This window comes from Zestomonas insulae (assembly GCF_016901015.1).
Taxonomy (GTDB): Bacteria; Pseudomonadota; Gammaproteobacteria; order Pseudomonadales; family Pseudomonadaceae; genus Aquipseudomonas; species Aquipseudomonas insulae.
Map to the genome: position 1 here is coordinate 529,909 of NZ_JAFEUP010000005.1, position 20,749 is coordinate 550,657.

General features: G+C 62.1%; 19 protein-coding genes. 18 read left to right on the top strand and 1 reads right to left on the bottom strand.

Annotation, left to right across the window (positions count from 1 at the left end; translation table 11 throughout):
- Position 1 precedes the first annotated feature (1 nt).
- The 18 genes from yidC (at position 2) to glmS (ending at position 19,211) form a co-directional block, all read left to right on the top strand.
- The gene (gene yidC, locus JQX08_RS18365) at positions 2–1,669 is read left to right on the top strand and encodes a membrane protein insertase YidC (protein WP_205349859.1); all 1,668 of its coding nucleotides are present in this window, start codon (positions 2–4) and stop codon (positions 1,667–1,669) included.
- Between the two features lie 75 nt (positions 1,670–1,744).
- Complete coding sequence (gene mnmE / locus JQX08_RS18370) at positions 1,745–3,112, top strand: tRNA uridine-5-carboxymethylaminomethyl(34) synthesis GTPase MnmE (protein ID WP_205349860.1); 1,368 nt, start codon at positions 1,745–1,747, stop codon at positions 3,110–3,112.
- 457 nt (positions 3,113–3,569) lie between these two features.
- Positions 3,570–5,462 carry a tRNA uridine-5-carboxymethylaminomethyl(34) synthesis enzyme MnmG gene (gene mnmG / locus JQX08_RS18375; RefSeq protein WP_205349861.1) on the top strand — a complete coding sequence of 631 codons (1,893 nt, stop codon included), beginning with the start codon at positions 3,570–3,572 and terminating at the stop codon, positions 5,460–5,462.
- Positions 5,462–6,109, top strand: a complete 648-nt coding sequence (gene rsmG / locus JQX08_RS18380; protein WP_205349862.1) for a 16S rRNA (guanine(527)-N(7))-methyltransferase RsmG — start codon at positions 5,462–5,464, stop codon at positions 6,107–6,109. The genes mnmG and rsmG overlap by 1 nt, the downstream gene beginning before the upstream one ends.
- A gap of 18 nt (positions 6,110–6,127) precedes the next feature.
- Complete coding sequence (locus tag JQX08_RS18385) at positions 6,128–6,931, top strand: ParA family protein (protein ID WP_205349863.1); 804 nt, start codon at positions 6,128–6,130, stop codon at positions 6,929–6,931.
- A gap of 9 nt (positions 6,932–6,940) precedes the next feature.
- Positions 6,941–7,813, top strand: a complete 873-nt coding sequence (locus tag JQX08_RS18390) for a ParB/RepB/Spo0J family partition protein (protein ID WP_205349864.1) — start codon at positions 6,941–6,943, stop codon at positions 7,811–7,813.
- Between the two features lie 157 nt (positions 7,814–7,970).
- Positions 7,971–8,378 carry a F0F1 ATP synthase subunit I gene (locus JQX08_RS18395; RefSeq protein WP_205349865.1) on the top strand — a complete coding sequence of 136 codons (408 nt, stop codon included), beginning with the start codon at positions 7,971–7,973 and terminating at the stop codon, positions 8,376–8,378.
- Positions 8,379–8,394: 16 nt separating this feature from the next.
- Complete coding sequence (atpB, locus tag JQX08_RS18400) at positions 8,395–9,264, top strand: F0F1 ATP synthase subunit A (protein WP_205349866.1); 870 nt, start codon at positions 8,395–8,397, stop codon at positions 9,262–9,264.
- Positions 9,265–9,322: 58 nt separating this feature from the next.
- Positions 9,323–9,580 carry a F0F1 ATP synthase subunit C gene (gene atpE, locus JQX08_RS18405; RefSeq protein ID WP_003097235.1) on the top strand — a complete coding sequence of 86 codons (258 nt, stop codon included), beginning with the start codon at positions 9,323–9,325 and terminating at the stop codon, positions 9,578–9,580.
- Between the two features lie 56 nt (positions 9,581–9,636).
- Positions 9,637–10,107 carry a F0F1 ATP synthase subunit B gene (locus JQX08_RS18410; RefSeq protein ID WP_205349867.1) on the top strand — a complete coding sequence of 157 codons (471 nt, stop codon included), beginning with the start codon at positions 9,637–9,639 and terminating at the stop codon, positions 10,105–10,107.
- A 12-nt stretch (positions 10,108–10,119) separates the two neighbouring features.
- Positions 10,120–10,656: a F0F1 ATP synthase subunit delta gene (locus tag JQX08_RS18415; protein ID WP_205349868.1), complete on the top strand. Its 537-nt coding sequence runs from the start codon at positions 10,120–10,122 to the stop codon at positions 10,654–10,656.
- A 21-nt stretch (positions 10,657–10,677) separates the two neighbouring features.
- Positions 10,678–12,222, top strand: a complete 1,545-nt coding sequence (gene atpA, locus JQX08_RS18420; protein WP_205349869.1) for a F0F1 ATP synthase subunit alpha — start codon at positions 10,678–10,680, stop codon at positions 12,220–12,222.
- Positions 12,223–12,272: 50 nt separating this feature from the next.
- Complete coding sequence (gene atpG / locus JQX08_RS18425) at positions 12,273–13,133, top strand: F0F1 ATP synthase subunit gamma (RefSeq protein WP_205349870.1); 861 nt, start codon at positions 12,273–12,275, stop codon at positions 13,131–13,133.
- Positions 13,134–13,159: 26 nt separating this feature from the next.
- Positions 13,160–14,536: a F0F1 ATP synthase subunit beta gene (gene atpD, locus JQX08_RS18430; RefSeq protein ID WP_205349871.1), complete on the top strand. Its 1,377-nt coding sequence runs from the start codon at positions 13,160–13,162 to the stop codon at positions 14,534–14,536.
- Between the two features lie 43 nt (positions 14,537–14,579).
- Positions 14,580–15,005, top strand: a complete 426-nt coding sequence (locus tag JQX08_RS18435) for a F0F1 ATP synthase subunit epsilon (protein WP_205349872.1) — start codon at positions 14,580–14,582, stop codon at positions 15,003–15,005.
- A 120-nt stretch (positions 15,006–15,125) separates the two neighbouring features.
- Entirely contained in the window at positions 15,126–16,490 is a 1,365-nt protein-coding gene (glmU, locus tag JQX08_RS18440; protein ID WP_205349873.1) for a bifunctional UDP-N-acetylglucosamine diphosphorylase/glucosamine-1-phosphate N-acetyltransferase GlmU, read from the top strand.
- A gap of 101 nt (positions 16,491–16,591) precedes the next feature.
- Positions 16,592–17,356 (top strand): DeoR/GlpR family DNA-binding transcription regulator, encoded by a 765-nt coding sequence (locus tag JQX08_RS18445; protein WP_205349874.1) that lies wholly within the window; start codon positions 16,592–16,594, stop codon positions 17,354–17,356.
- Positions 17,357–17,375: 19 nt separating this feature from the next.
- Positions 17,376–19,211 carry a glutamine--fructose-6-phosphate transaminase (isomerizing) gene (glmS, locus tag JQX08_RS18450; protein WP_205349875.1) on the top strand — a complete coding sequence of 612 codons (1,836 nt, stop codon included), beginning with the start codon at positions 17,376–17,378 and terminating at the stop codon, positions 19,209–19,211.
- Positions 19,212–20,644: 1,433 nt separating this feature from the next.
- Here the strand turns inward: glmS and JQX08_RS22430 are convergent.
- Positions 20,645–20,749: IS3 family transposase (locus JQX08_RS22430; protein ID WP_325067624.1), on the bottom strand; the 105-nt coding region annotated here is incomplete at its 5' end.

Here is a 20,749-nt window from a genome sequence, read left to right on the forward strand (position 1 = left end):
CATGGATATCAAACGCTCGATCCTGATCGTCGCCCTGGCAATCGTGTCCTACCTGATGGTCCTTCAATGGAACCAGGACTACGGTCAAGCCGCACTCCCAGCCCCTGCTGCCCCCTCGGCGACAGCGGCGCTGCCGGATACGGCGCCTGGCACCACCAGCAATGACGACGTACCGACCGCCCAGGCCGACGCCAGCACCGCACCGGTCGCCGCTACCCCGGCGGCGAGCGACCAGCTGATCCGCGTGCGCACCGACGTGCTCGATCTGGCCATCGACCCGCGTGGCGGCGACATCGTCCAGCTGACCCTGCCGGCCTACCCGCGCCGTCAGGATCGCCCGGACGTGCCGTTCCAGCTGTTCGACAACGGCGGCGAGCGCACCTACCTGGCGCAAAGCGGCCTGATTGGCAGCAATGCCCCGGACAAGGCCAGCGGCCGCGCACTGTGGAGCAGCAAGGCCGCGAGCTACCAACTGGTCGACGGCCAGGACCAACTGGTGGTCGAGCTGACCCTCAGCGAAGGCGGGGTCAACTACGTCAAGCGCTACGCGTTCAAGCGCGGTCAGTACGAGTTCGGCGTCGGCTATAAGATCGACAACCAGAGCGGCCAGCCGTGGAGCGGCAACCTGTTCGCCCAGCTCAAGCGCGACAGCAGCGCCGATCCGTCGTCGAGCACCGCCACCGGCGTGTCGACCTACCTGGGTGCCGCGCTGTGGACGCCGTCCGAGCCCTACAAGAAAGTGTCGATGAAGGACATGGACAAGCAGGGCTTCAAGGAAACCGTGCAGGGCGGCTGGGTCGCCTGGCTGCAGCACTACTTCGTGACCGCGTGGATTCCGGCCAAGGGTGAGCAGAACACTCTGCAGACCCGCAAGGACGCCCAAGGCAACTACATCGTCGGGCTGACCGGCCCGACTCTCAACGTCGCCGCCGGCAGCCAGGCGGAAACCAGCGCCACGCTGTACGCTGGTCCGAAGATCCAGAAGCACCTGAAAGAACTTTCGCCGGGCCTGGAGCTGACGGTCGACTACGGCATCCTGTGGTTCATTGCCCAGCCGATCTTCTGGCTGCTGCAACATATCCACAACCTGCTCGGCAACTGGGGCTGGTCGATCATTGCGCTGACCATCCTGATCAAGCTGGCGTTCTTCCCGCTGTCCGCGGCGAGCTACAAGTCGATGGCACGCATGCGTGCCGTCTCGCCGAAGCTACAGGCGCTCAAGGAACGTTTCGGCGACGATCGCCAGAAGATGTCCCAGGCGATGATGGAGCTGTACAAGAAGGAGAAGATCAATCCGCTCGGCGGCTGCCTGCCGATCCTGGTGCAGATGCCGGTGTTCCTGTCGCTCTACTGGGTGCTGCTGGAAAGCGTGGAAATGCGCCAGACCCCTTGGCTGCTGTGGATCACCGACCTGTCGAGCAAAGACCCATTCTTCATCCTGCCGATCATCATGGGCGCCACCATGTTCATCCAGCAGCAGCTCAACCCGACCCCGCCGGACCCGATGCAGGCCAAGGTGATGAAGCTGATGCCGATCATCTTCACCTTCTTCTTCCTGTGGTTCCCGGCCGGCCTGGTGCTGTACTGGGTGGTCAACAACTGCTTGTCGATCGCACAGCAGTGGTACATTACCCGGCAGATCGAGCGCGCGGCCGCCCAGCAGGCCTGATCGCTTCGCCGACCAACAAGACGCCCCCTCGTGGGGCGTTTTGCTATCTGTTAGTTATCCACAGAGAGCGCCGCCATGCATGCAGCCCAGCCCACCATCGCCGCCGTCGCCACCGCCCAGGGTCGTGGCGGGGTCGGTATCGTGCGCGTCTCCGGCCCGCTGGCACGAGCCATCGGCATCAGCCTGAGCGGTTTGGAAGCCAAGCCGCGGCATGCGCACTACGGATCCTGGCACGATGAGCAGGGCGAGGTGATCGACCAGGGCCTGCTGCTGTTCTTCCCCGGGCCGCATTCCTTCACCGGCGAAGACGTCATTGAACTGCAGGGGCATGGCGGCCCCGTAGTGCTGGACATGCTCCTGCAGCGCTGCCTGCAACTTGGCGCCCGACAGGCGCGGCCTGGCGAGTTCAGCGAACGCGCCTTCCTCAACGACAAGCTCGATCTGGCGCAGGCCGAGGCGATCGCCGACCTGATCGAAGCCAGTTCGGCGCAGGCCGCGCGCAACGCGCTGCGCTCGCTGCAGGGCGAGTTCTCGCGGCGCGTGCACGGCCTTACCGAACAGCTGATCGCGCTGCGCATTTATGTTGAGGCGGCCATCGATTTCCCCGAAGAGGAGATCGATTTCCTCGCCGACGGCCATGTGTTGAGCCTGCTCGAGGCGCTGCGCAGCAACTTATCCACAGTGCAACGCGAGGCCGGCCAGGGCGCGCTGTTGCGTGACGGCATGACTGTGGTCATCGCCGGGCGCCCCAACGCCGGTAAATCCAGCCTGCTCAACGCCCTCGCCGGGCGCGAGGCGGCCATCGTCACCGAGATCGCCGGCACTACCCGCGACGTGCTGCGCGAACATATCCACATCGATGGCATGCCGCTGCATGTGGTCGACACCGCCGGCCTGCGCGACACCGAAGACCTGGTGGAAAAGATCGGCGTGGAACGCGCGCTGAAAGCCATCGACGAGGCCGACCGCGTGCTGCTAGTGGTCGACGCCACGGCACCGGAAGCCGCCGATCCGTTCGCCCTCTGGCCGGAATTCCTCGACCGCCGCCCGGAGCCGGCCAAGGTCACGCTAATTCGCAACAAGGCCGACCTCAGCGGTGAAACCATCGGCATGGAGCTGAGCGAAGATGGTCATGCGACGCTCTGCCTGTCGGCCAAATCCGGCCGCGGCCTGGAGCTGCTGCGCGAGCACCTGAAGGCCTGCATGGGCTACGAGCAGACGGCCGAGAGTGGCTTCAGTGCGCGGCGCCGCCACCTCGAGGCGCTGCGTCAGGCGGCCGCCCATCTCGAACACGGCCATGCGCAGCTGACTCTGGCCGGGGCCGGCGAACTGCTCGCCGAAGACCTGCGTCAGGCCCAGCAGGCGCTCGGCGAGATCACCGGTGCGTTCAGCTCCGACGACCTGCTCGGGCGGATCTTCTCCAGCTTCTGTATCGGCAAGTAACCCAGCTTTCCACTCGACTCCTGCCATCCGGCAGGGGTACGCCTGCGCCTTATGCACAGCACCTGAGCCCTGTGCACAACTGCCCCGGAACTCGGTCGATAAGCCTGTTGGAAAACGGCTGATAACCCGACCTGTGGATAACCAAAGGATTCATGCACAGGCTCTCCCCGGGGTTCACAGAGCTTTCTGCCAGGAGCAGCACAGCCTTATACATTGGCGCACACCATGATTTTCCTGGCCTGCAGATGGTTATCCACAGAAAGGCTCCACACTAAGAGTAAATATAAAAATAAGGCTTTATATAAATTCATTCTCTTATTTCTATTTATCGAGCAGAGCCGCAGAGCTCCATGCAGAACTGGCTATTTTTTGTGCAGAAGACTTCATTCAGCGGGGCTAACTCCCTATACTTGCCGCCTTTCCCAATTCCCCTATCTGAACAGGCACGAGGTGCGTGGTGGATTACCCTTCCCGTTTTGACGTGATCGTGATCGGCGGTGGCCACGCCGGTACCGAGGCTGCGCTCGCCGCTGCACGCATGGGCGTGAAGACCCTGCTGCTGACGCACAACGTGGAAACCCTCGGGCAGATGAGCTGCAACCCGGCGATCGGCGGCATCGGCAAGAGCCACCTGGTCAAGGAAATTGATGCGCTGGGCGGCGCCATGGCCACCGCCACCGACCTCGGCGGTATCCAGTTCCGCGTGCTCAACAGCCGCAAGGGCCCGGCCGTGCGCGCCACCCGGGCACAGGCCGACCGCGTGCTGTACAAGGCCGCGATCCGCGAGAATCTCGAGAACCAAGCCAACCTGTGGATATTCCAGCAGGCCTGCGACGACCTGATCGTCGAGCAGGGTGAGGTCAAAGGCGTGGTCACCCAGATGGGCCTGCGCTTCTTCGCCGAAGCCGTGGTGCTGACCACCGGCACCTTCCTCGGCGGACTTATCCACATCGGTCTGCAGAACTACTCCGGCGGCCGCGCCGGCGATCCACCCTCGATCGCCCTGGCGCAGCGCCTGCGTGAGCAGCCGCTGCGTGTCGGCCGCTTGAAGACCGGCACGCCGCCGCGCATCGACGGGCGCAGCGTGGATTTCTCGGTGATGACCGAGCAGCCGGGCGATACGCCGATTCCGCTGATGTCGTTCCTCGGTCGCGCCGAGCAGCATCCGCAGCAGGTCAGCTGCTGGATCACCCACACTAATGCGCGCACCCACGAGATCATCGCCAGCAACCTAGATCGCTCGCCGATGTATTCCGGGGTCATCGAGGGCATCGGCCCGCGCTATTGCCCGTCGATCGAGGACAAGATCCACCGCTTCGCCGACAAGGACAGCCACCAGGTGTTCATCGAGCCGGAAGGCCTGAACACCCACGAGCTGTACCCCAACGGCATCTCCACCTCACTGCCGTTCGATGTGCAGCTGCAGATCGTGCGCAGTATCCGCGGCATGGAGAACGCCCACATCGTGCGTCCCGGCTACGCCATCGAGTACGACTACTTCGATCCGCGCGATCTGAAGTACAGCCTGGAGACCAAGGTGATTGGCGGGCTGTTCTTCGCCGGCCAGATCAACGGCACCACCGGTTACGAAGAGGCCGGCGCCCAGGGCCTGCTGGCCGGCGCCAACGCCGCGCTGCGCGCGCAGGGCAAGGACAGCTGGTGTCCGCGTCGCGACGAGGCCTACATCGGCGTGCTGGTCGACGACCTGATCACCCTCGGCACGCAGGAGCCGTACCGCATGTTCACCTCGCGCGCCGAGTACCGGCTGATCCTCCGCGAGGACAACGCCGACCTGCGCCTGACCGAGAAAGGTCGCGAGCTGGGCCTGGTCGACGATGCGCGCTGGGCGGCGTTCTGCGCCAAGCGCGAAGGCATCGAACGCGAAGAGCAGCGCCTGAAGAGCACCTGGGTGCGGCCGAACACTCCGCAGGGCGATGCCATCGCCGCGCGTTTTGGCACGCCGCTGTCTCACGAGTACAACCTGCTCAACCTGCTCAGCCGCCCGGAAATCGATTACGCCGGGTTGGCCGAGGTCACCGGCGTCGGCGCGGACGATCCGCAAGTCGCCGAGCAGGTCGAGATCAAGACCAAATACGCCGGCTACATCGATCGCCAGCAGGACGAGATCGCCCGCCTGCGTGCCAGCGAAGACACCCGGCTGCCAACCGAACTGGACTACGCCGGGATTTCCGGGCTTTCCAAGGAAATCCAGCACAAGCTCAGCGCCACCCGGCCGGAAACACTCGGCCAGGCGTCGCGGATTCCTGGGGTCACCCCGGCGGCGATTTCCCTGCTGCTGATTCACCTGAAGAAACGCGGCGCTGGCCGCCAACTGGAGCAGAGCGCCTGATGTCCTTGGTAACCGAGCGCCAAGCCGAGGAGCTCGCGCAAGGCGCGCGGGCCCTGGATGTCGCGTTGAGCCCCGCCCAGCACGATCAGCTGCTGGCCTACCTGGCCCTGCTGATCAAGTGGAACAAGGCCTACAACCTCACCGCGGTGCGTGATCCGGACGAGATGGTTTCGCGCCACCTGCTCGACAGCCTCAGCGTAGTGCCGGCGGTGGCGCTGGGTGGCGACACCTGGCTCGACGTCGGCAGCGGCGGCGGCATGCCTGGTGTGCCACTGGCGATCCTGTTTCCCGAGCGGCGTTTCACCCTGCTCGATTCCAACGGCAAGAAGACCCGCTTCCTCACCCAGGTCAAGCTGGAGCTGAAACTTGCCAACCTCGAGGTGGTCAATAGCCGCGTCGAGGCCTTCACCCCGCCGCAGCCGTTCGCCGGCATCGTTTCGCGGGCGTTCAGCGAACTGAAGAACTTCACCGACTGGACCCGCCACCTCGGCGACACCGATACCCGCTGGCTGGCGATGAAGGGTGTGCAGCCCGATGACGAGCTGCAGGCGCTGTCCGCCGACTTTCGCCTGGAAAGCACCGAGGTGCTCAAGGTTCCCGGTTGCCAAGGCCAGCGCCATCTGTTGATACTGCGCCGCACTCACTGACTGGAACAGACGCCGACCATGGCCAAAGTGTTTGCCATTGCCAACCAGAAAGGTGGCGTGGCCAAAACCACCACCTGCATCAACCTGGCCGCTTCGCTGGTTGCCACCAAGCGCCGCGTGCTGCTGGTCGACCTCGATCCGCAAGGCAACGCCACCACCGGCAGCGGCGTGGACAAGCTCGGTCTGGAGCACTCCATCTACGACGTGCTGATCGGCGAGTGCAGTCTGGTCGAGGCCATGCAGTTCTCCGAACACGGCGGCTACCAGCTGCTGCCGGCCAACCGCGACCTCACCGCCGCCGAAGTCGCGCTGCTCAACCTGCCGGCCAAGGAAAAACGCCTGCGTGAAGCACTGGCCCCGGTGCGGGAGAACTACGACTACATCCTCATCGACTGCCCGCCGTCGCTGTCGATGCTCACCGTCAACGCGCTGGTCGCGGCCGATGGGGTGATCATCCCCATGCAGTGCGAGTACTACGCGCTGGAAGGACTCACCGACCTGATCAACTCGATCCAGCGCATCGCCCAGCTGCTCAATCCGGAGCTACGCATCGAGGGCCTGCTGCGCACCATGTACGACCCGCGCATCAGCCTGACCAATGACGTCTCCGCGCAACTCAAGGAACATTTCGGCGAGCAGCTCTACGACACGGTTATCCCGCGCAACGTGCGCCTGGCCGAGGCGCCCAGCTTCGGCATGCCGGCGCTGGTGTACGACAAGCAATCCCGTGGGGCGCTGGCCTACCTGGCGCTGGCCGGCGAGCTGTCGCGCCGCCAGCGCAGTGTCACCCGCGGCGCAGCGGCGCCCGCCACCAAAGCATAAGGAACGTCGATGACCAGCAAAAAACGAGGTCTCGGACGCGGACTGGATGCCCTGTTGGGAGGCCACACCGTCGTCGCGCTCCAGGATGAAGCCGCCCGGGCCGACACCCGCGAGCTGCAACACCTGCCGCTCGAGCTGATTCAGCGCGGCAAGTACCAGCCGCGCCGCGACATGGATCCGACTGCCCTCGAGGAGCTGGCCAACTCGATCAAGGTGCAGGGCGTCATGCAGCCGATCGTGGTGCGTTCGATCGGTGGCGGTCGCTACGAGATCATCGCCGGTGAGCGGCGTTGGCGCGCTAGCCAGCAGGCCGGCCTGGACAAGATTCCCGCGCTGGTCCGCGAGGTGCCGGACGAAGCGGCCATCGCCATGGCGTTGATCGAGAACATCCAGCGCGAAGACCTCAACCCGATCGAAGAGGCAGTCGCCCTGCAGCGCCTGCAGCAGGAATTCCAGCTGACCCAGCAGCAGGTCGCCGAGGCGGTCGGCAAATCGCGCGTGACCATCACCAACTTGCTGCGCTTGATCGCCCTGCCAGAGGAGATCAAGACCCTGCTCGCCCACGGCGACCTGGAGATGGGCCATGCCCGTGCGTTGCTCGGTCTGCCGGCCGAACGCCAGGTCGAAGGGGCGCGACACGTTGTCGCACGAGGCCTCACCGTACGCCAGACTGAAGCCCTGGTACGTCACTGGCTGAGCGCCCCGGACAAGCCGGTTGCCGAGCCGAAGAGCGACCCGGACATCAGCCGCCTGGAACAGCGTCTAGCCGAGAAGCTTGGGGCTCCGGTGCAGATTAAGCATGGCCAGAAGGGCAAGGGTCAGCTGGTCATCCGCTACAGTTCGCTGGATGAACTGCAAGGGGTTCTGGCCCACATCCGCTGAAACAAATGGCGGTGTAGCGGGTAGTCGGAAATCACTACCGGGCAGTTGAATAGGGGGGAACCGCCCCCTATACTCTGCGCGCATTTTGTCGGCACAAAACATGCCAAGTCATTGATTTAGCAGCCGCCGACCGCTGGTTACGCCGAGGACCCGAGTGATGGATGACCGCAAGCCGCAACGCCTGCCTTTCCATCGTCTGCCGGTGTTCCCGGTACTGCTGATCCAACTCGTCGCCGTGGTTCTGGCGGTTGTCCTGTTGTGGCAATGGCGAGGTGTGGTCGCGGGATATTCGGGATTGTGCGGTGGGCTGATCGCCTGGTTGCCCAATCTGTACTTCGCCCACAAGGCGTTTCGCTTTAGCGGAGCGCGGGCCGCCCAGTCCATCGTCCGGTCTTTTTATGCCGGCGAGGCGGGCAAGCTGATTCTCACGGCGGTGCTGTTCGCACTGACGTTCGTGGGGGTGAAACCTCTGGAAGCGCTGGCGTTGTTCGGCGTGTTCCTCCTGGCCCTGGCGGTCAACTGGTTCGCACCCCTGCTGGTAAGAGCAAGATTTTCGAGACCTTAGGGCGTTTGAGGCAAACATGGCAGAACAAACCGCTTCGGGCTACATCCAGCATCACCTGCAGAACCTGACCTTCGGGCGTCTGCCGTCGGGTGACTGGGGATTCGCCCACACCGCTGAACAAGCGAAGGAAATGGGCTTCTGGGCGTTCCACGTCGACACCCTCGGCTGGTCCGTGGTGCTCGGCCTGGTATTCATCCTGCTGTTCCGTATGGCGGCGAAGAAAGCCACCTCCGGCCAGCCGGGCGGCCTGCAGAACTTCGTCGAAGTGCTGGTCGAGTTCGTCGACGGCAGCGTCAAGGACACCTTCCACGGTCGAAACCCGCTGATCGCGCCGCTGGCCCTGACCGTCTTCGTCTGGATCTTCCTGATGAACCTGATGGACCTGGTGCCGGTCGATTTCCTGCCGATGCTGGCCGCCAAGATCACCGGTAACGACCACCTGTTCTTCCGCGTGGTGCCGACCACCGACCCGAACGCCACGCTGGGCATGGCCATCTCGGTGTTCGCGCTGATCATCTTCTACAGCATCAAGGTCAAGGGCATCGGCGGTTTCCTCGGCGAGTTGACCCTGCATCCGTTCAGCAGCAAGAACATCCTCATGCAGGCCATCCTGGTGCCGGTGAACTTCCTGCTCGAGTTCGTCACCCTGATCGCCAAGCCGGTTTCGCTGGCCCTGCGTCTGTTCGGCAACATGTATGCCGGCGAACTGATCTTCATCCTGATTGCCGTGATGTTCGGCAGTGGCATGTTCCTGCTCAGCACCCTGGGTGTTGCGCTGAACTGGGCGTGGGCGGTGTTCCACATCCTGATCATCACCCTTCAGGCGTTCATCTTCATGATGTTGACCATCGTCTACCTGTCGATGGCTCACGAAGACAACCACTGATTTTGCTTTAACCCGCTTTACCAAACCTTAACCAATACGACATAGAGTCGGAGGAAAAATGGAAACTGTAGTTGGTCTGACCGCGATTGCCGTTGCTCTGCTGATCGGCCTGGGTGCTCTGGGTACTGCTATCGGCTTCGGCCTGCTGGGCGGCAAATTCCTGGAAGGCGCTGCTCGCCAGCCGGAAATGGTTCCGATGCTGCAAGTTAAAATGTTCATCGTCGCCGGTCTGCTCGACGCCGTGACCATGATCGGTGTGGGTATCGCCCTGTTCTTCACCTTCGCGAACCCCTTCGTTGGACAAATCGCCGGCTAATCACTCGATTTCGAGTCGATTAGTGTGACGAAACAACGAACGAGCGAGGTGTTGGCGTGAACATTAATGCAACCCTGATTTTCCAGGCCGTTGCGTTCTTCATTTTCGTGCTGTTCTGCATGAAGTTCGTATGGCCTCCGGTCATCACGGCTTTGCGCGAACGCCAGAAGAAGATCGCTGAAGGTCTGGACGCTGCCAACCGCGCGGCTCGTGATCTGGAGCTGGCCCACGAAAAAGTGGCTCAGCAACTGCGCGAGGCGAAGGCCCAGGCAGCCGAGATCATCGAGCAAGCGAAAAAGCGCGCGACTCAGATCGTCGACGAAGCCCGTGATCAAGCCCGTACCGAAGCCGACCGTGTGAAGGCGCAGGCACAGGCCGAGATCGAGCAGGAACTGAACGGTGTGAAAGACGCCCTGCGTGCCCAACTGGGTACTCTGGCTGTCAGCGGCGCCGAGAAAATCCTGGGTGCCACCGTCGATCAAAACGCGCACGCGGAGCTGGTTAACAAGCTAGCAGCCGAAATTTAAGCGAGGGCGATCATGGCAGAACTGACCACGCTGGCCCGACCTTACGCCAAGGCAGCTTTCGAGTATGCCCAGGCCCATCAGCAACTGGCCTCCTGGTCAGCCATGCTCGGCCTGGCTGCAGCGGTATCGCAAGACGAAACCATGCAGCGCGTACTCTCGGCCCCGCGTCTGACGAGCACAGAAAAAGCCAACGCCTTTGTCGAGGTGGTTGGTGACAAGTTCGACGCCCAGGTGCGGAACTTCCTCAATGTCCTGGCCGACAACAGCCGTTTGGCGTTGTTGCCGGAAATCACCGAACTGTTCGAGCTGTACAAGGCCGAGCAGGAAAAATCGGTGGAAGTGGAAGTGACCAGTGCCTTCGCATTGAGCGCAGAACAGCAAGACAAACTCGCCAAGGTTCTCAGCGCACGGCTCAGCCGGGAAGTGCGTCTGCACGTCGTGGAGGATGCCAGCCTGATTGGTGGCGTCGTGATCCACGCCGGCGACTTGGTTATCGATGGCTCGGTTCGCGGCAAACTCGCGAAACTGGCCGAAGCGTTGAAATCCTGAGTTTGAAGGGGCAGCAGAGCAATGCAGCAACTCAATCCATCCGAAATTAGTGAAATCATCAAGGGACGCATCGAGAAACTCGACGTCTCTTCCCAGGCCCGCAACGAAGGCACCATCGTCAGCCTGTCTGACGGTATCGTGCGCATCTACGGTCTCGCCGACGTCATGTACGGCGAAATGATCGAGTTCCCGGGCGGCATCTACGGCATGGCACTGAACCTGGAGCAAGACTCCGTCGGTGCTGTGGTACTCGGCAGCTACCTCGGCCTGGCCGAAGGCATGAGCGCCAAGTGCACCGGCCGCATCCTCGAGGTTCCGGTTGGTCCGGAACTGCTGGGTCGCGTGGTCGATGCCCTGGGTAACCCGATCGACGGCAAAGGCCCGATCAACGCCACCGCGACCGACGCGGTCGAGAAAGTGGCGCCGGGCGTGATCTGGCGTAAATCGGTCGACCAGCCGGTGCAGACCGGTTACAAGTCGGTCGATGCCATGATCCCGGTTGGCCGTGGCCAGCGCGAGCTGATCATCGGTGACCGTCAGATCGGTAAAACCGCTCTGGCGATCGACGCGATCATCAACCAGAAGAACAGCGGCATTAAGTGCGTGTACGTGGCTATCGGTCAGAAGCAATCGACCATCGCCAACGTGGTGCGCAAGCTGGAAGAGAACGGTGCCCTGGCCAACACCATCGTGGTGGCAGCCAGTGCTTCCGAATCCGCCGCACTGCAGTACCTGGCGCCGTACGCCGGCTGCACCATGGGCGAATACTTCCGCGACCGCGGCGAAGACGCGCTGATCGTCTATGACGATCTGTCCAAGCAAGCCGTGGCCTACCGCCAGATCTCCCTGCTGCTGCGCCGTCCGCCAGGCCGTGAAGCCTACCCGGGCGACGTGTTCTATCTCCACAGCCGTCTGCTGGAGCGCGCTTCCCGCGTTTCCGAAGAGTACGTCGAGAAGTTCACCAATGGCGCCGTGACCGGCAAAACCGGTTCGCTGACCGCTCTGCCGATCATCGAAACTCAGGCTGGCGACGTTTCCGCGTTCGTTCCGACCAACGTGATCTCGATCACCGACGGTCAGATCTTCCTGGAATCCGCCATGTTCAACTCCGGCATCCGTCCGGCAGTGAACGCCGGTGTTTCGGTATCCCGTGTTGGTGGTGCCGCGCAAACCAAGATCATCAAGAAGCTGTCGGGCGGTATCCGTACCGCACTGGCCCAGTACCGTGAACTGGCGGCTTTCGCCCAGTTCGCCTCGGACCTGGACGAAGCCACCCGCAAGCAACTTGAGCACGGTGAGCGTGTGACCGAGCTGATGAAGCAGAAGCAGTACGCGCCGATGTCGATCGCCGACATGTCGCTGTCGCTGTACGCCGCTGAGCGTGGCTTCCTGCAGGACATCGAGATCAAGCAGGTCGGTAACTTCGAGCAGGCTCTGATTGCTTACTTCAACCGCGATCACGCCGAACTGATGGCGAAGATCAACGTGAAGGGTGACTTCAACGACGATATCGACGCGGCCATCAAAGCCGGCATCGAGAAGTTCAAGGCCACCCAAACCTGGTAAGCCGCGGTGGGGGCCGGAAGGCCCCCGCTTGCTAAACCGATAGGTGTGAAATGGCAGGCGCAAAAGAGATTCGCAGCAAGATTGCGAGCATCAAAAGCACGCAAAAGATCACCAATGCCATGGAAAAAGTGGCGGTGAGCAAAATGCGCAAGGCACAAATGCGCATGGCGGCCGGCCGTCCCTACGCGGAGCGTATTCGCCAGGTGATCGGTCATCTGGCCAATGCCAACCCGGAATACCGTCACCCGTTCATGGTCGAGCGCGAAGTAAAGCGCGAAGGCTATATCGTGGTGAGCAGTGACCGTGGACTGTGCGGCGGCTTGAACATCAACCTGTTCAAGACCTTGGTCAAGGACATGAGCAGCAGCCGCCAACAGGGTGTCGAGATCGACCTCTGCGTGATCGGCAGCAAGGGCGCGGCGTTTTTCCGCAGTTATGGCGGTAACGTGGTCGCGGCCATCAGTCACCTGGGCGAAGAGCCGTCGATCAATGATCTGATCGGCAGCGTCAAGGTGATGCTCGATGCCTACCTGGACGGTCGTATTGATCGCCTGTCCGTGGTCTCGAACAAGTTCATCAACACGATGACGCAGAAGCCGACAGTGGAGCAGCTGGTTCCGCTGGTGGCCGATCCGGATCAAGACCTCAAGCATCACTGGGACTACCTCTACGAACCCGACGCCAAGGAGCTGCTCGACGGCTTGATGGTGCGTTACGTGGAATCGCAGGTGTACCAGGCGGTGGTCGAGAACAACGCAGCTGAACAAGCGGCGCGGATGATCGCGATGAAGAACGCCACGGACAACGCCGGTGAGCTGATCAGCGAATTGCAGCTGATCTACAACAAGGCGCGTCAGGCAGCGATCACCCAAGAGATCTCGGAAATCGTCGGCGGCGCTGCCGCGGTTTAACGGTTCAAAATTTAGAGGAACCAGATATGAGTAGCGGACGTATCGTTCAAATCATCGGCGCCGTGATCGACGTGGAGTTCCAGCGTGATCAGGTGCCGGCTATCTACGACGCCCTTAAAGTTCAAGGCGTTGAGACCACTCTGGAAGTTCAGCAGCAGCTGGGCGACGGCGTGGTACGTACCATCGCCATGGGTTCGACCGAAGGCCTGAAACGCGGTCTGGACGTCGCCAACACGGGCGCCGGCATCTCGGTACCGGTCGGTAAAGCGACCCTGGGCCGGATCATGGACGTGCTCGGCAACCCGATCGACGAAGCTGGTCCGATCGGCGAAGAAGAGCGTTGGACCATCCACCGCGAAGCTCCGTCGTTCGCCGATCAAGCCGGCGGCAACGAGCTGCTGGAAACCGGCATCAAGGTTATCGACCTGGTTTGCCCGTTCGCCAAGGGCGGTAAAGTCGGTCTGTTCGGTGGTGCCGGTGTCGGCAAGACCGTGAACATGATGGAACTGATCCGTAACATCGCCATCGAGCACAGCGGTTATTCCGTGTTCGCTGGTGTGGGTGAGCGTACCCGTGAAGGGAACGACTTCTACCACGAGATGAAGGACTCCAACGTTCTCGACAAGGTAGCCCTGGTCTACGGTCAGATGAACGAGCCGCCAGGCAACCGTCTGCGCGTGGCGCTGACCGGCCTGACCATGGCCGAGAAGTTCCGTGACGAAGGTAACGACGTTCTGCTGTTCGTCGATAACATCTACCGTTACACCCTGGCCGGTACCGAAGTGTCCGCACTGCTCGGCCGTATGCCGTCCGCAGTGGGTTATCAGCCGACCCTGGCCGAGGAAATGGGCGCCCTGCAAGAGCGCATCACCTCCACCAAGACCGGTTCGATCACCTCGATCCAGGCCGTTTACGTTCCTGCGGACGACCTGACCGACCCGTCGCCGGCGACCACCTTCGCCCACTTGGACGCCACCGTCGTTCTGTCCCGTGACATCGCCTCGCTGGGTATCTACCCGGCCGTTGATCCGCTGGACTCGACTTCTCGCCAGCTCGATCCGCTGGTGATCGGCCAGGAGCACTACGACACCGCGCGCGGCGTCCAGTACGTGCTGCAGCGCTACAAAGAGCTGAAAGACATCATTGCGATCCTCGGTATGGACGAACTGTCCGAGACCGACAAGCAACTGGTATCCCGTGCTCGTAAGATCCAGCGCTTCCTGTCCCAGCCGTTCTTCGTGGCCGAAGTCTTCACCGGTTCGCCGGGCAAGTACGTGTCGCTGAAAGACACCATTGCTGGCTTCAAGGGCATTCTCAACGGTGACTACGACCACCTGCCGGAGCAGGCGTTCTACATGGTCGGCAGCATCGACGAAGCGATCGAGAAAGCCAAGAAACTGTAATCCACCTGGCGCCCGGCAACGGGCGCTGATGTGAGGCAAGCGTATGGCTATAACAGTCCATTGCGACATCGTCAGCGCGGAAGGCGAGATCTTTTCCGGTCTGGTGGAGATGGTTATCGCGCACGGCAACCTCGGCGATATGGGTATCGCGCCGGGTCACGCGCCGCTGATCACCGACCTCAAGCCGGGTCCGATTCGCCTGATCAAGCAGGGTGGCGAAGCCGAGGTGTTCTACATCTCTGGTGGTTTCCTGGAAGTGCAGCCGAACATGGTCAAGGTCCTGGCCGACACCGTGCAACGTGCCGGCGACCTCGACGAGGCCGCTGCTCAGGAAGCACTCAAGCAAGCTGAGAAGGCCCTGCACAGCAAAGGTGCCGAGTTCGACTACGGCGCTGCCGCCGGCCGTCTGGCCGAGGCAACCGCTCAGTTGCGCACCATTCAGCAGGTCCGCAAGAAGTTCGGCGGCTAAGCCGGCGACTTCATCGCGATCGAGTAAAAGGGTAGCCTTGGCTACCCTTTTTCTTTTCCGCCGTTTTCACGGCGCGGCGCTCAATCCGTCGCCCGTGCCATCGTTCTAGGATCCTTCGCCATGTCCCTCGATATCGTCATCCTCGCCGCCGGCCAAGGTACCCGCATGCGTTCCGCGCTGCCCAAGGTGCTACACCCGGTGGCCGGCAAGTCCATGCTCGGTCACGTCATCGATACCGCACGGGCGCTGCAGCCGCAGGGTATCCACGTAGTGATCGGCCACGGCGCCGAGCAGGTGCGCGAGCGGCTGGCGGCGGACGACCTGCAGTTCGTGCTGCAGGCCGAGCAGCTCGGCACCGGTCATGCGGTCGCCCAGGCGCTGCCAGGGCTGAGCGCCGAGCAGGTGCTGATCCTCTACGGCGACGTACCGCTGATCGAGACCGCCACGCTGGAACGCCTGCTGGCCAAGGCCGGCAGCCAGCAACTGGCGCTGCTCACCGTCGAGCTGCCGGACCCGACCGGCTACGGGCGCATCCTGCGCGATGCCGCCGGGCAGGTCACCGCGATCGTCGAGCACAAGGACGCCACGACCGAGCAGCGCGCCGTGCGCGAGGGCAACACCGGCATTCTCGCCGTGCCGCGCGCGCGTCTGACCGACTGGCTGGGCCGCCTGAAGAACGACAACGCGCAGGGCGAGTACTACCTGACCGACGTGATCGCCATGGCGGTCGCCGACGGCCTGGTGGTCGCCACCGAGCAGCCGCAGGGGCCAATGGAAGTGCAGGGCGCCAACGACCGTATCCAGCTCGCCGAACTGGAGCGCCACTACCAGTGGCGCGCCGGCCGCCAGCTGATGGCCCAGGGCGTGACCCTGCGCGATCCGGCGCGCTTCGATGTGCGCGGCGAAGTGACGGTTGGCCGCGACGTGCTGATCGACATCAACGTGATCCTCGAGGGGCGCGTGGTGATCGAGGACAACGTGGAGATCGGCGCCAACTGCGTGATCAAGAACAGCACCCTGCGGCGTGGCGCGGTGGTCAAGGCCAACAGCCACCTGGAAGGCGCCGAGCTCGGCGAGGGTGCCGATTGCGGTCCGTTCGCCCGCCTGCGCCCCGGCGCAGTGCTCGGCGCCAAGGCGCACGTCGGCAACTTCGTCGAACTGAAAAACGCGGTGCTCGGCGAGGGCGCCAAGGCTGGCCACCTGAGCTACCTGGGCGATGCCGAGATCGGCGCGCGGACCAACATCGGCGCCGGCACCATCACCTGCAACTACGACGGCGCCAACAAGCACCGCACGGTGATGGGCGAGGACGTGTTCATCGGTTCCAACAGCTCGCTGGTTGCGCCGCTGACCCTTGGCGCCGGAGTGACCACCGGGGCCGGCTCGGTGATCACCCAGGACGTTCCCGCCGCGGCGCTGGCGGTGGGGCGCGCCAAACAGCGCAACATCGACGGCTGGAAGCGGCCGGAGAAGCTCAAGAAGTGAAACAAGGCGGCCGTAGGGCCGCCTTTTTCATGCGCGAGACTTGACGGCAGGCGGCTACAGGTTTTGAATTGCGCTACTAAGTTTCGAATCGAAAGATTTAGATGACCAAACGCAACACCCCACAGCGCCGTCACGCCGTACTCGCCCTGCTGGGCGAGCAGGGCGAGGTTAGCGTCGATGCACTGGCCAAGCGCTTCAGCACCTCGGAAGTTACGATTCGAAAGGATCTCGCCGAGCTGGAGAAGAACGGCCTGCTGCTGCGCCGCTATGGCGGCGCAGTGTCGATGCCCCAGGAGCTGATCGGCGACGCCAGCCAGCCGGTCTCGCCGTACAAGCAGGCGATTGCCCGCGCCGCGGTGGGGCTGATCCGCGAGCACGCGCGGATCATCATCGACAGCGGCAGCACCACCGCAGCGATGATCGCCGAGCTCGGTTTCAAGCCTGGCCTGGTGGTGATGACCAACTCGCTGAATGTCGCCAAGGCCCTCAGTGATCTGGAGCACGAGCCGGTGCTGCTGATGACCGGCGGCACTTGGGACCCGCATTCGGAGTCCTTCCAGGGCCAGGTCGCCGAGCAGGTGCTGCGCTCCTATGATTTCGACCAATTGTTCATTGGCGCCGACGGCATCGACCCGCAGCGCGGCACCACCACCTTCAACGAGCTGCTCGGCTTGTCGCGGGTGATGGCCGAGGTGGCGCGCGAAGTCATCGTGATGGTCGAGGCCGACAAGTTCGGCCGGCGGATTCCCAACCTCGAGCTGCCGTGGAGCAGCGTACACACCCTGATTACCGACGAGCGCCTGTCCCCAGAGTGGCGCCACCAGATCCAGGCGCGCGGCATCAAGCTGATGTGCGTCGCCGCCTGAAGCGAAAGGAGAAGACACTATGTGCGGCATCGTGGGCGCTATCGCCGAACGCAACATCACCGCAATCCTCGTCGAAGGCCTCAAGCGCCTGGAATACCGCGGCTACGACAGCGCCGGCCTGGCGGTGTTCAGCAGCGCCGGCGCGCTTGAGCGACGCCGCCGGGTCGGCAAGGTCAGCGAGCTGGAGCGCGCCCTCGACGGCGAACCGCTGGCGGGCCGCCTGGGCATCGCCCACACCCGCTGGGCCACGCATGGCGCGCCGAGCGAGCGCAACGCCCACCCGCATTTCTCCGGCAGCGACCTGGCGGTGGTGCACAACGGCATCATCGAGAACCACGAGGAGCTGCGCAGCCGCCTCAAGGGCCTCGGCTACGTGTTCAGCTCGGACACCGACACCGAAGTGATCGTCCACCTGCTCGATCACAAGCTGCGCGACGTCGGCGACCTGACCAGCGCGCTCAAGGCTACGGTGGCCGAGCTGCACGGCGCCTACGGCCTGGCGGTGATCAGCGCCAAGCAACCGGATCGCCTGCTCGCCGCGCGCAGCGGCAGCCCGCTGGTGATCGGCTTCGGCCACGGCGAGAATTTCCTCGCCTCCGACCAGCTCGCCCTGCGCCAGGTCACCGACCAGTTCATGTACCTGGAGGAGGGCGATATCGCCGAAATCCGCCGCGACAGCGTGCAGATCTGGGATGCCAGCGGCCGCCCGGTGCAGCGTGAACAGGTGCAGTACCACGAAGGCGCGGAAGCCGCCGACAAGGGCGAGTTCCGCCATTTCATGCTGAAGGAAATCCACGAGCAGCCGAGCGTGGTACAGCGCACCCTGGAAGGCCGTCTCGGCCAGCAGCAGGTGCAGGTCGAGGCCTTCGGCCCGCAGGCGGCTGCGCTGTTCGCCCAAGTGCGCAACGTGCAGATCGTCGCCTGCGGCACCAGCTATCACGCCGGCATGGTCGCCCGTTACTGGCTCGAGGAGTTCGCCGGGCTGCCCTGCCAGGTTGAAGTGGCCAGCGAGTTCCGCTACCGCAAGGTGGTGGTGCAGCCGGACACCCTGTTCGTCAGCATCTCGCAGTCCGGCGAGACCGCCGACACCCTGGCGGCGCTGCGCAACGGCAAGCAGCTCGGCTACCTGGCCAGCCTGGCGCTGTGCAACGTCGGCATCAGCTCGCTGGTGCGCGAGTCCGACCTGACCCTGCTGACCCAGGCCGGTCCGGAAATCGGCGTGGCCTCGACCAAGGCGTTCACCACCCAGCTGGTCGGCCTGATGCTGCTGACCCTGGCCCTCGGCCGCGCGCGTGGCAGCCTCGACCCGGCGGTCGAGGCCGAGCTGGTCGACGAGCTGCGCCGCCTGCCGGCGCGCCTTGGCGAGGCACTGGCGCTGGACAAGACCGTGGAGAAGGTCGCCGAGTTGTTCGCCGAGAAGCACCACACGCTGTTCCTCGGCCGCGGCGCGCAGTACCCGGTGGCCATGGAAGGTGCGCTGAAGCTCAAGGAAATCTCCTACATCCACGCCGAGGCTTACCCGGCCGGCGAGCTCAAGCACGGCCCGCTGGCGCTGGTCGACAACGACATGCCGGTGGTCACCGTGGCGCCGAACAACGAGCTGCTCGAGAAGCTCAAGTCCAACCTGCAGGAAGTCCGTGCCCGCGGTGGCGAGTTGGTGGTGTTCGCCGACCGCGACGCCGGCCTGGAGAACGGCGACGGCACGCACGTGGTGCACGTGCCGCACATCATCGACGCGCTGGCGCCGATCCTCTACACCGTGCCGCTGCAGTTGCTGTCCTACTACGTCGCGGTGCTCAAGGGCACCGACGTCGACCAGCCGCGCAATCTGGCCAAGTCGGTGACCGTCGAATAAGCCACTCCCAGCGCCGCGCTCGCTTGGTTTTAGACAATAAAAACTGTCGCGAAACAATAAAAACTGTCGCAACCGCATAGGAGGGCCTCGGCCCTCCCAAAGCCGATCGGCTGGATGCTTGACGGTCCATCTGTCCGTACAGCCAACTTCTATATTGAAACCAATGCTGACGACTATTCAGCCGGAAGAGTCGATCTCTTCGTTTTTAGCTCGAAACATCCTATTGAATTCGGATTCTGTAACCCGCCCAAAACTTGAACGAATATATAAATCAACTATTCGTTCGGAGGAGTTGAAGTTGGTTTGCTCCGCTTTGGGATGGTTTGGATGTTATGGATTCAATCGTATGGTTCACAATCATACTTCGTATCCCAAGAATTCATTATTCAAAAGCAGGCAGGACATTTCATACTCACAGGAAGAGTATTTCTCGAATGGCTTTGTCTATAGCACTGGCAGTGAGTGTGCATCGTATTGTCCGAAGTGTGCGTTAGAGGATGTAGATAGAGTTGGGTTCTCTTACTGGCGTAGAACTAAATGCGCTAGCATAAATATATGCGTTAAGCATAATGTTGTTATGCGGAGGAATTGCCCATTCTGTGGGAAATTATTCTCCTACGAGGGGCATGATCTTGATGTCATGTGGAACGGGTGTGATGGTCGGCACCTAAGCCAAGCTAGCGCAATACCAAACACTAATGAGTTTGAGTATAAGAAAGCGAAATTTATTAATGACGCTTTTGGATGTGAGTATGTTGTTTGTATCGAGGCGGCCCTATTAGCTATCAATGCCAAATACATATCTGATCGCGAAATTACAAGGCTTGGGGCAAGGTCTCCTAGTCAGTTCCGTAGCGATATGCGTCACGCTATCGAAAAGTTAAGCACTTGGAGGGATCACAATAATGGTGCTTTCTTAGGAGTGCATTCTTCTTTGGTTTGGATGTATGCACCGTTGTTGTACGATGATTTTAGCGATTTCATTAAAGATATAAGGCCATCAATAATGGCATTCAGAGACGTTAAATCGTTATGGGCTGCCTATCGATCTGGCGGCAGAGAGTCTGCTGAATATATAGAAGAAGATTATCAGACTGGTGTTGGTTTATGGTCTTGTCCATACCAATCCGATCTTGCCCCATTGTGGCGCACTGCCCTAGAGGCTCGGAAAAATAAGATTTATCCCTGCTGTAACCTAGAAGCCAATTCGGGCGCAACTAGCAGGTCGGCTAGGCATGTTTCGAGACCTCCGCCCAGTGTCCCTCTGATTCGGGGCTGTGATTGGTAAAATCGTGCTGCAGGTGTGAAGGCGACAGGCCTCTCTGATCACGTTGAATCTTAACTGAGCCTATCGCCTCTTAAATTTTGCTAGTAAAGTCTTCGGACCCTCATTTTCTTTCACAGAAAAGGCTATTTGAATCGCCCCGGCTTTCCTAGACACTCTCCAAGCTTTGGAAATAGCGCTTTTCAAACTCCACTGGCGATAGCTGCATAGCGCTGCTGTGCCGGCGTTTGGGGTTATAAAACATCTCGATGTA

Coding starts and splice junctions, on each gene's coding strand:
- yidC (WP_205349859.1), top strand. CDS start 2: ATGGATATCAAACGCTCGATCCTGATCGTCGCCCTGGCAATCGTGTCC.
- mnmE (WP_205349860.1), top strand. CDS start 1,745: ATGCATGCAGCCCAGCCCACCATCGCCGCCGTCGCCACCGCCCAGGGT.
- rsmG (WP_205349862.1), top strand. CDS start 5,462: ATGTCCTTGGTAACCGAGCGCCAAGCCGAGGAGCTCGCGCAAGGCGCG.
- JQX08_RS18385 (WP_205349863.1), top strand. CDS start 6,128: ATGGCCAAAGTGTTTGCCATTGCCAACCAGAAAGGTGGCGTGGCCAAA.
- JQX08_RS18390 (WP_205349864.1), top strand. CDS start 6,941: ATGACCAGCAAAAAACGAGGTCTCGGACGCGGACTGGATGCCCTGTTG.
- JQX08_RS18395 (WP_205349865.1), top strand. CDS start 7,971: ATGGATGACCGCAAGCCGCAACGCCTGCCTTTCCATCGTCTGCCGGTG.
- atpB (WP_205349866.1), top strand. CDS start 8,395: ATGGCAGAACAAACCGCTTCGGGCTACATCCAGCATCACCTGCAGAAC.
- atpE (WP_003097235.1), top strand. CDS start 9,323: ATGGAAACTGTAGTTGGTCTGACCGCGATTGCCGTTGCTCTGCTGATC.
- JQX08_RS18415 (WP_205349868.1), top strand. CDS start 10,120: ATGGCAGAACTGACCACGCTGGCCCGACCTTACGCCAAGGCAGCTTTC.
- atpA (WP_205349869.1), top strand. CDS start 10,678: ATGCAGCAACTCAATCCATCCGAAATTAGTGAAATCATCAAGGGACGC.
- atpG (WP_205349870.1), top strand. CDS start 12,273: ATGGCAGGCGCAAAAGAGATTCGCAGCAAGATTGCGAGCATCAAAAGC.
- atpD (WP_205349871.1), top strand. CDS start 13,160: ATGAGTAGCGGACGTATCGTTCAAATCATCGGCGCCGTGATCGACGTG.
- JQX08_RS18435 (WP_205349872.1), top strand. CDS start 14,580: ATGGCTATAACAGTCCATTGCGACATCGTCAGCGCGGAAGGCGAGATC.
- glmU (WP_205349873.1), top strand. CDS start 15,126: ATGTCCCTCGATATCGTCATCCTCGCCGCCGGCCAAGGTACCCGCATG.
- JQX08_RS18445 (WP_205349874.1), top strand. CDS start 16,592: ATGACCAAACGCAACACCCCACAGCGCCGTCACGCCGTACTCGCCCTG.
- glmS (WP_205349875.1), top strand. CDS start 17,376: ATGTGCGGCATCGTGGGCGCTATCGCCGAACGCAACATCACCGCAATC.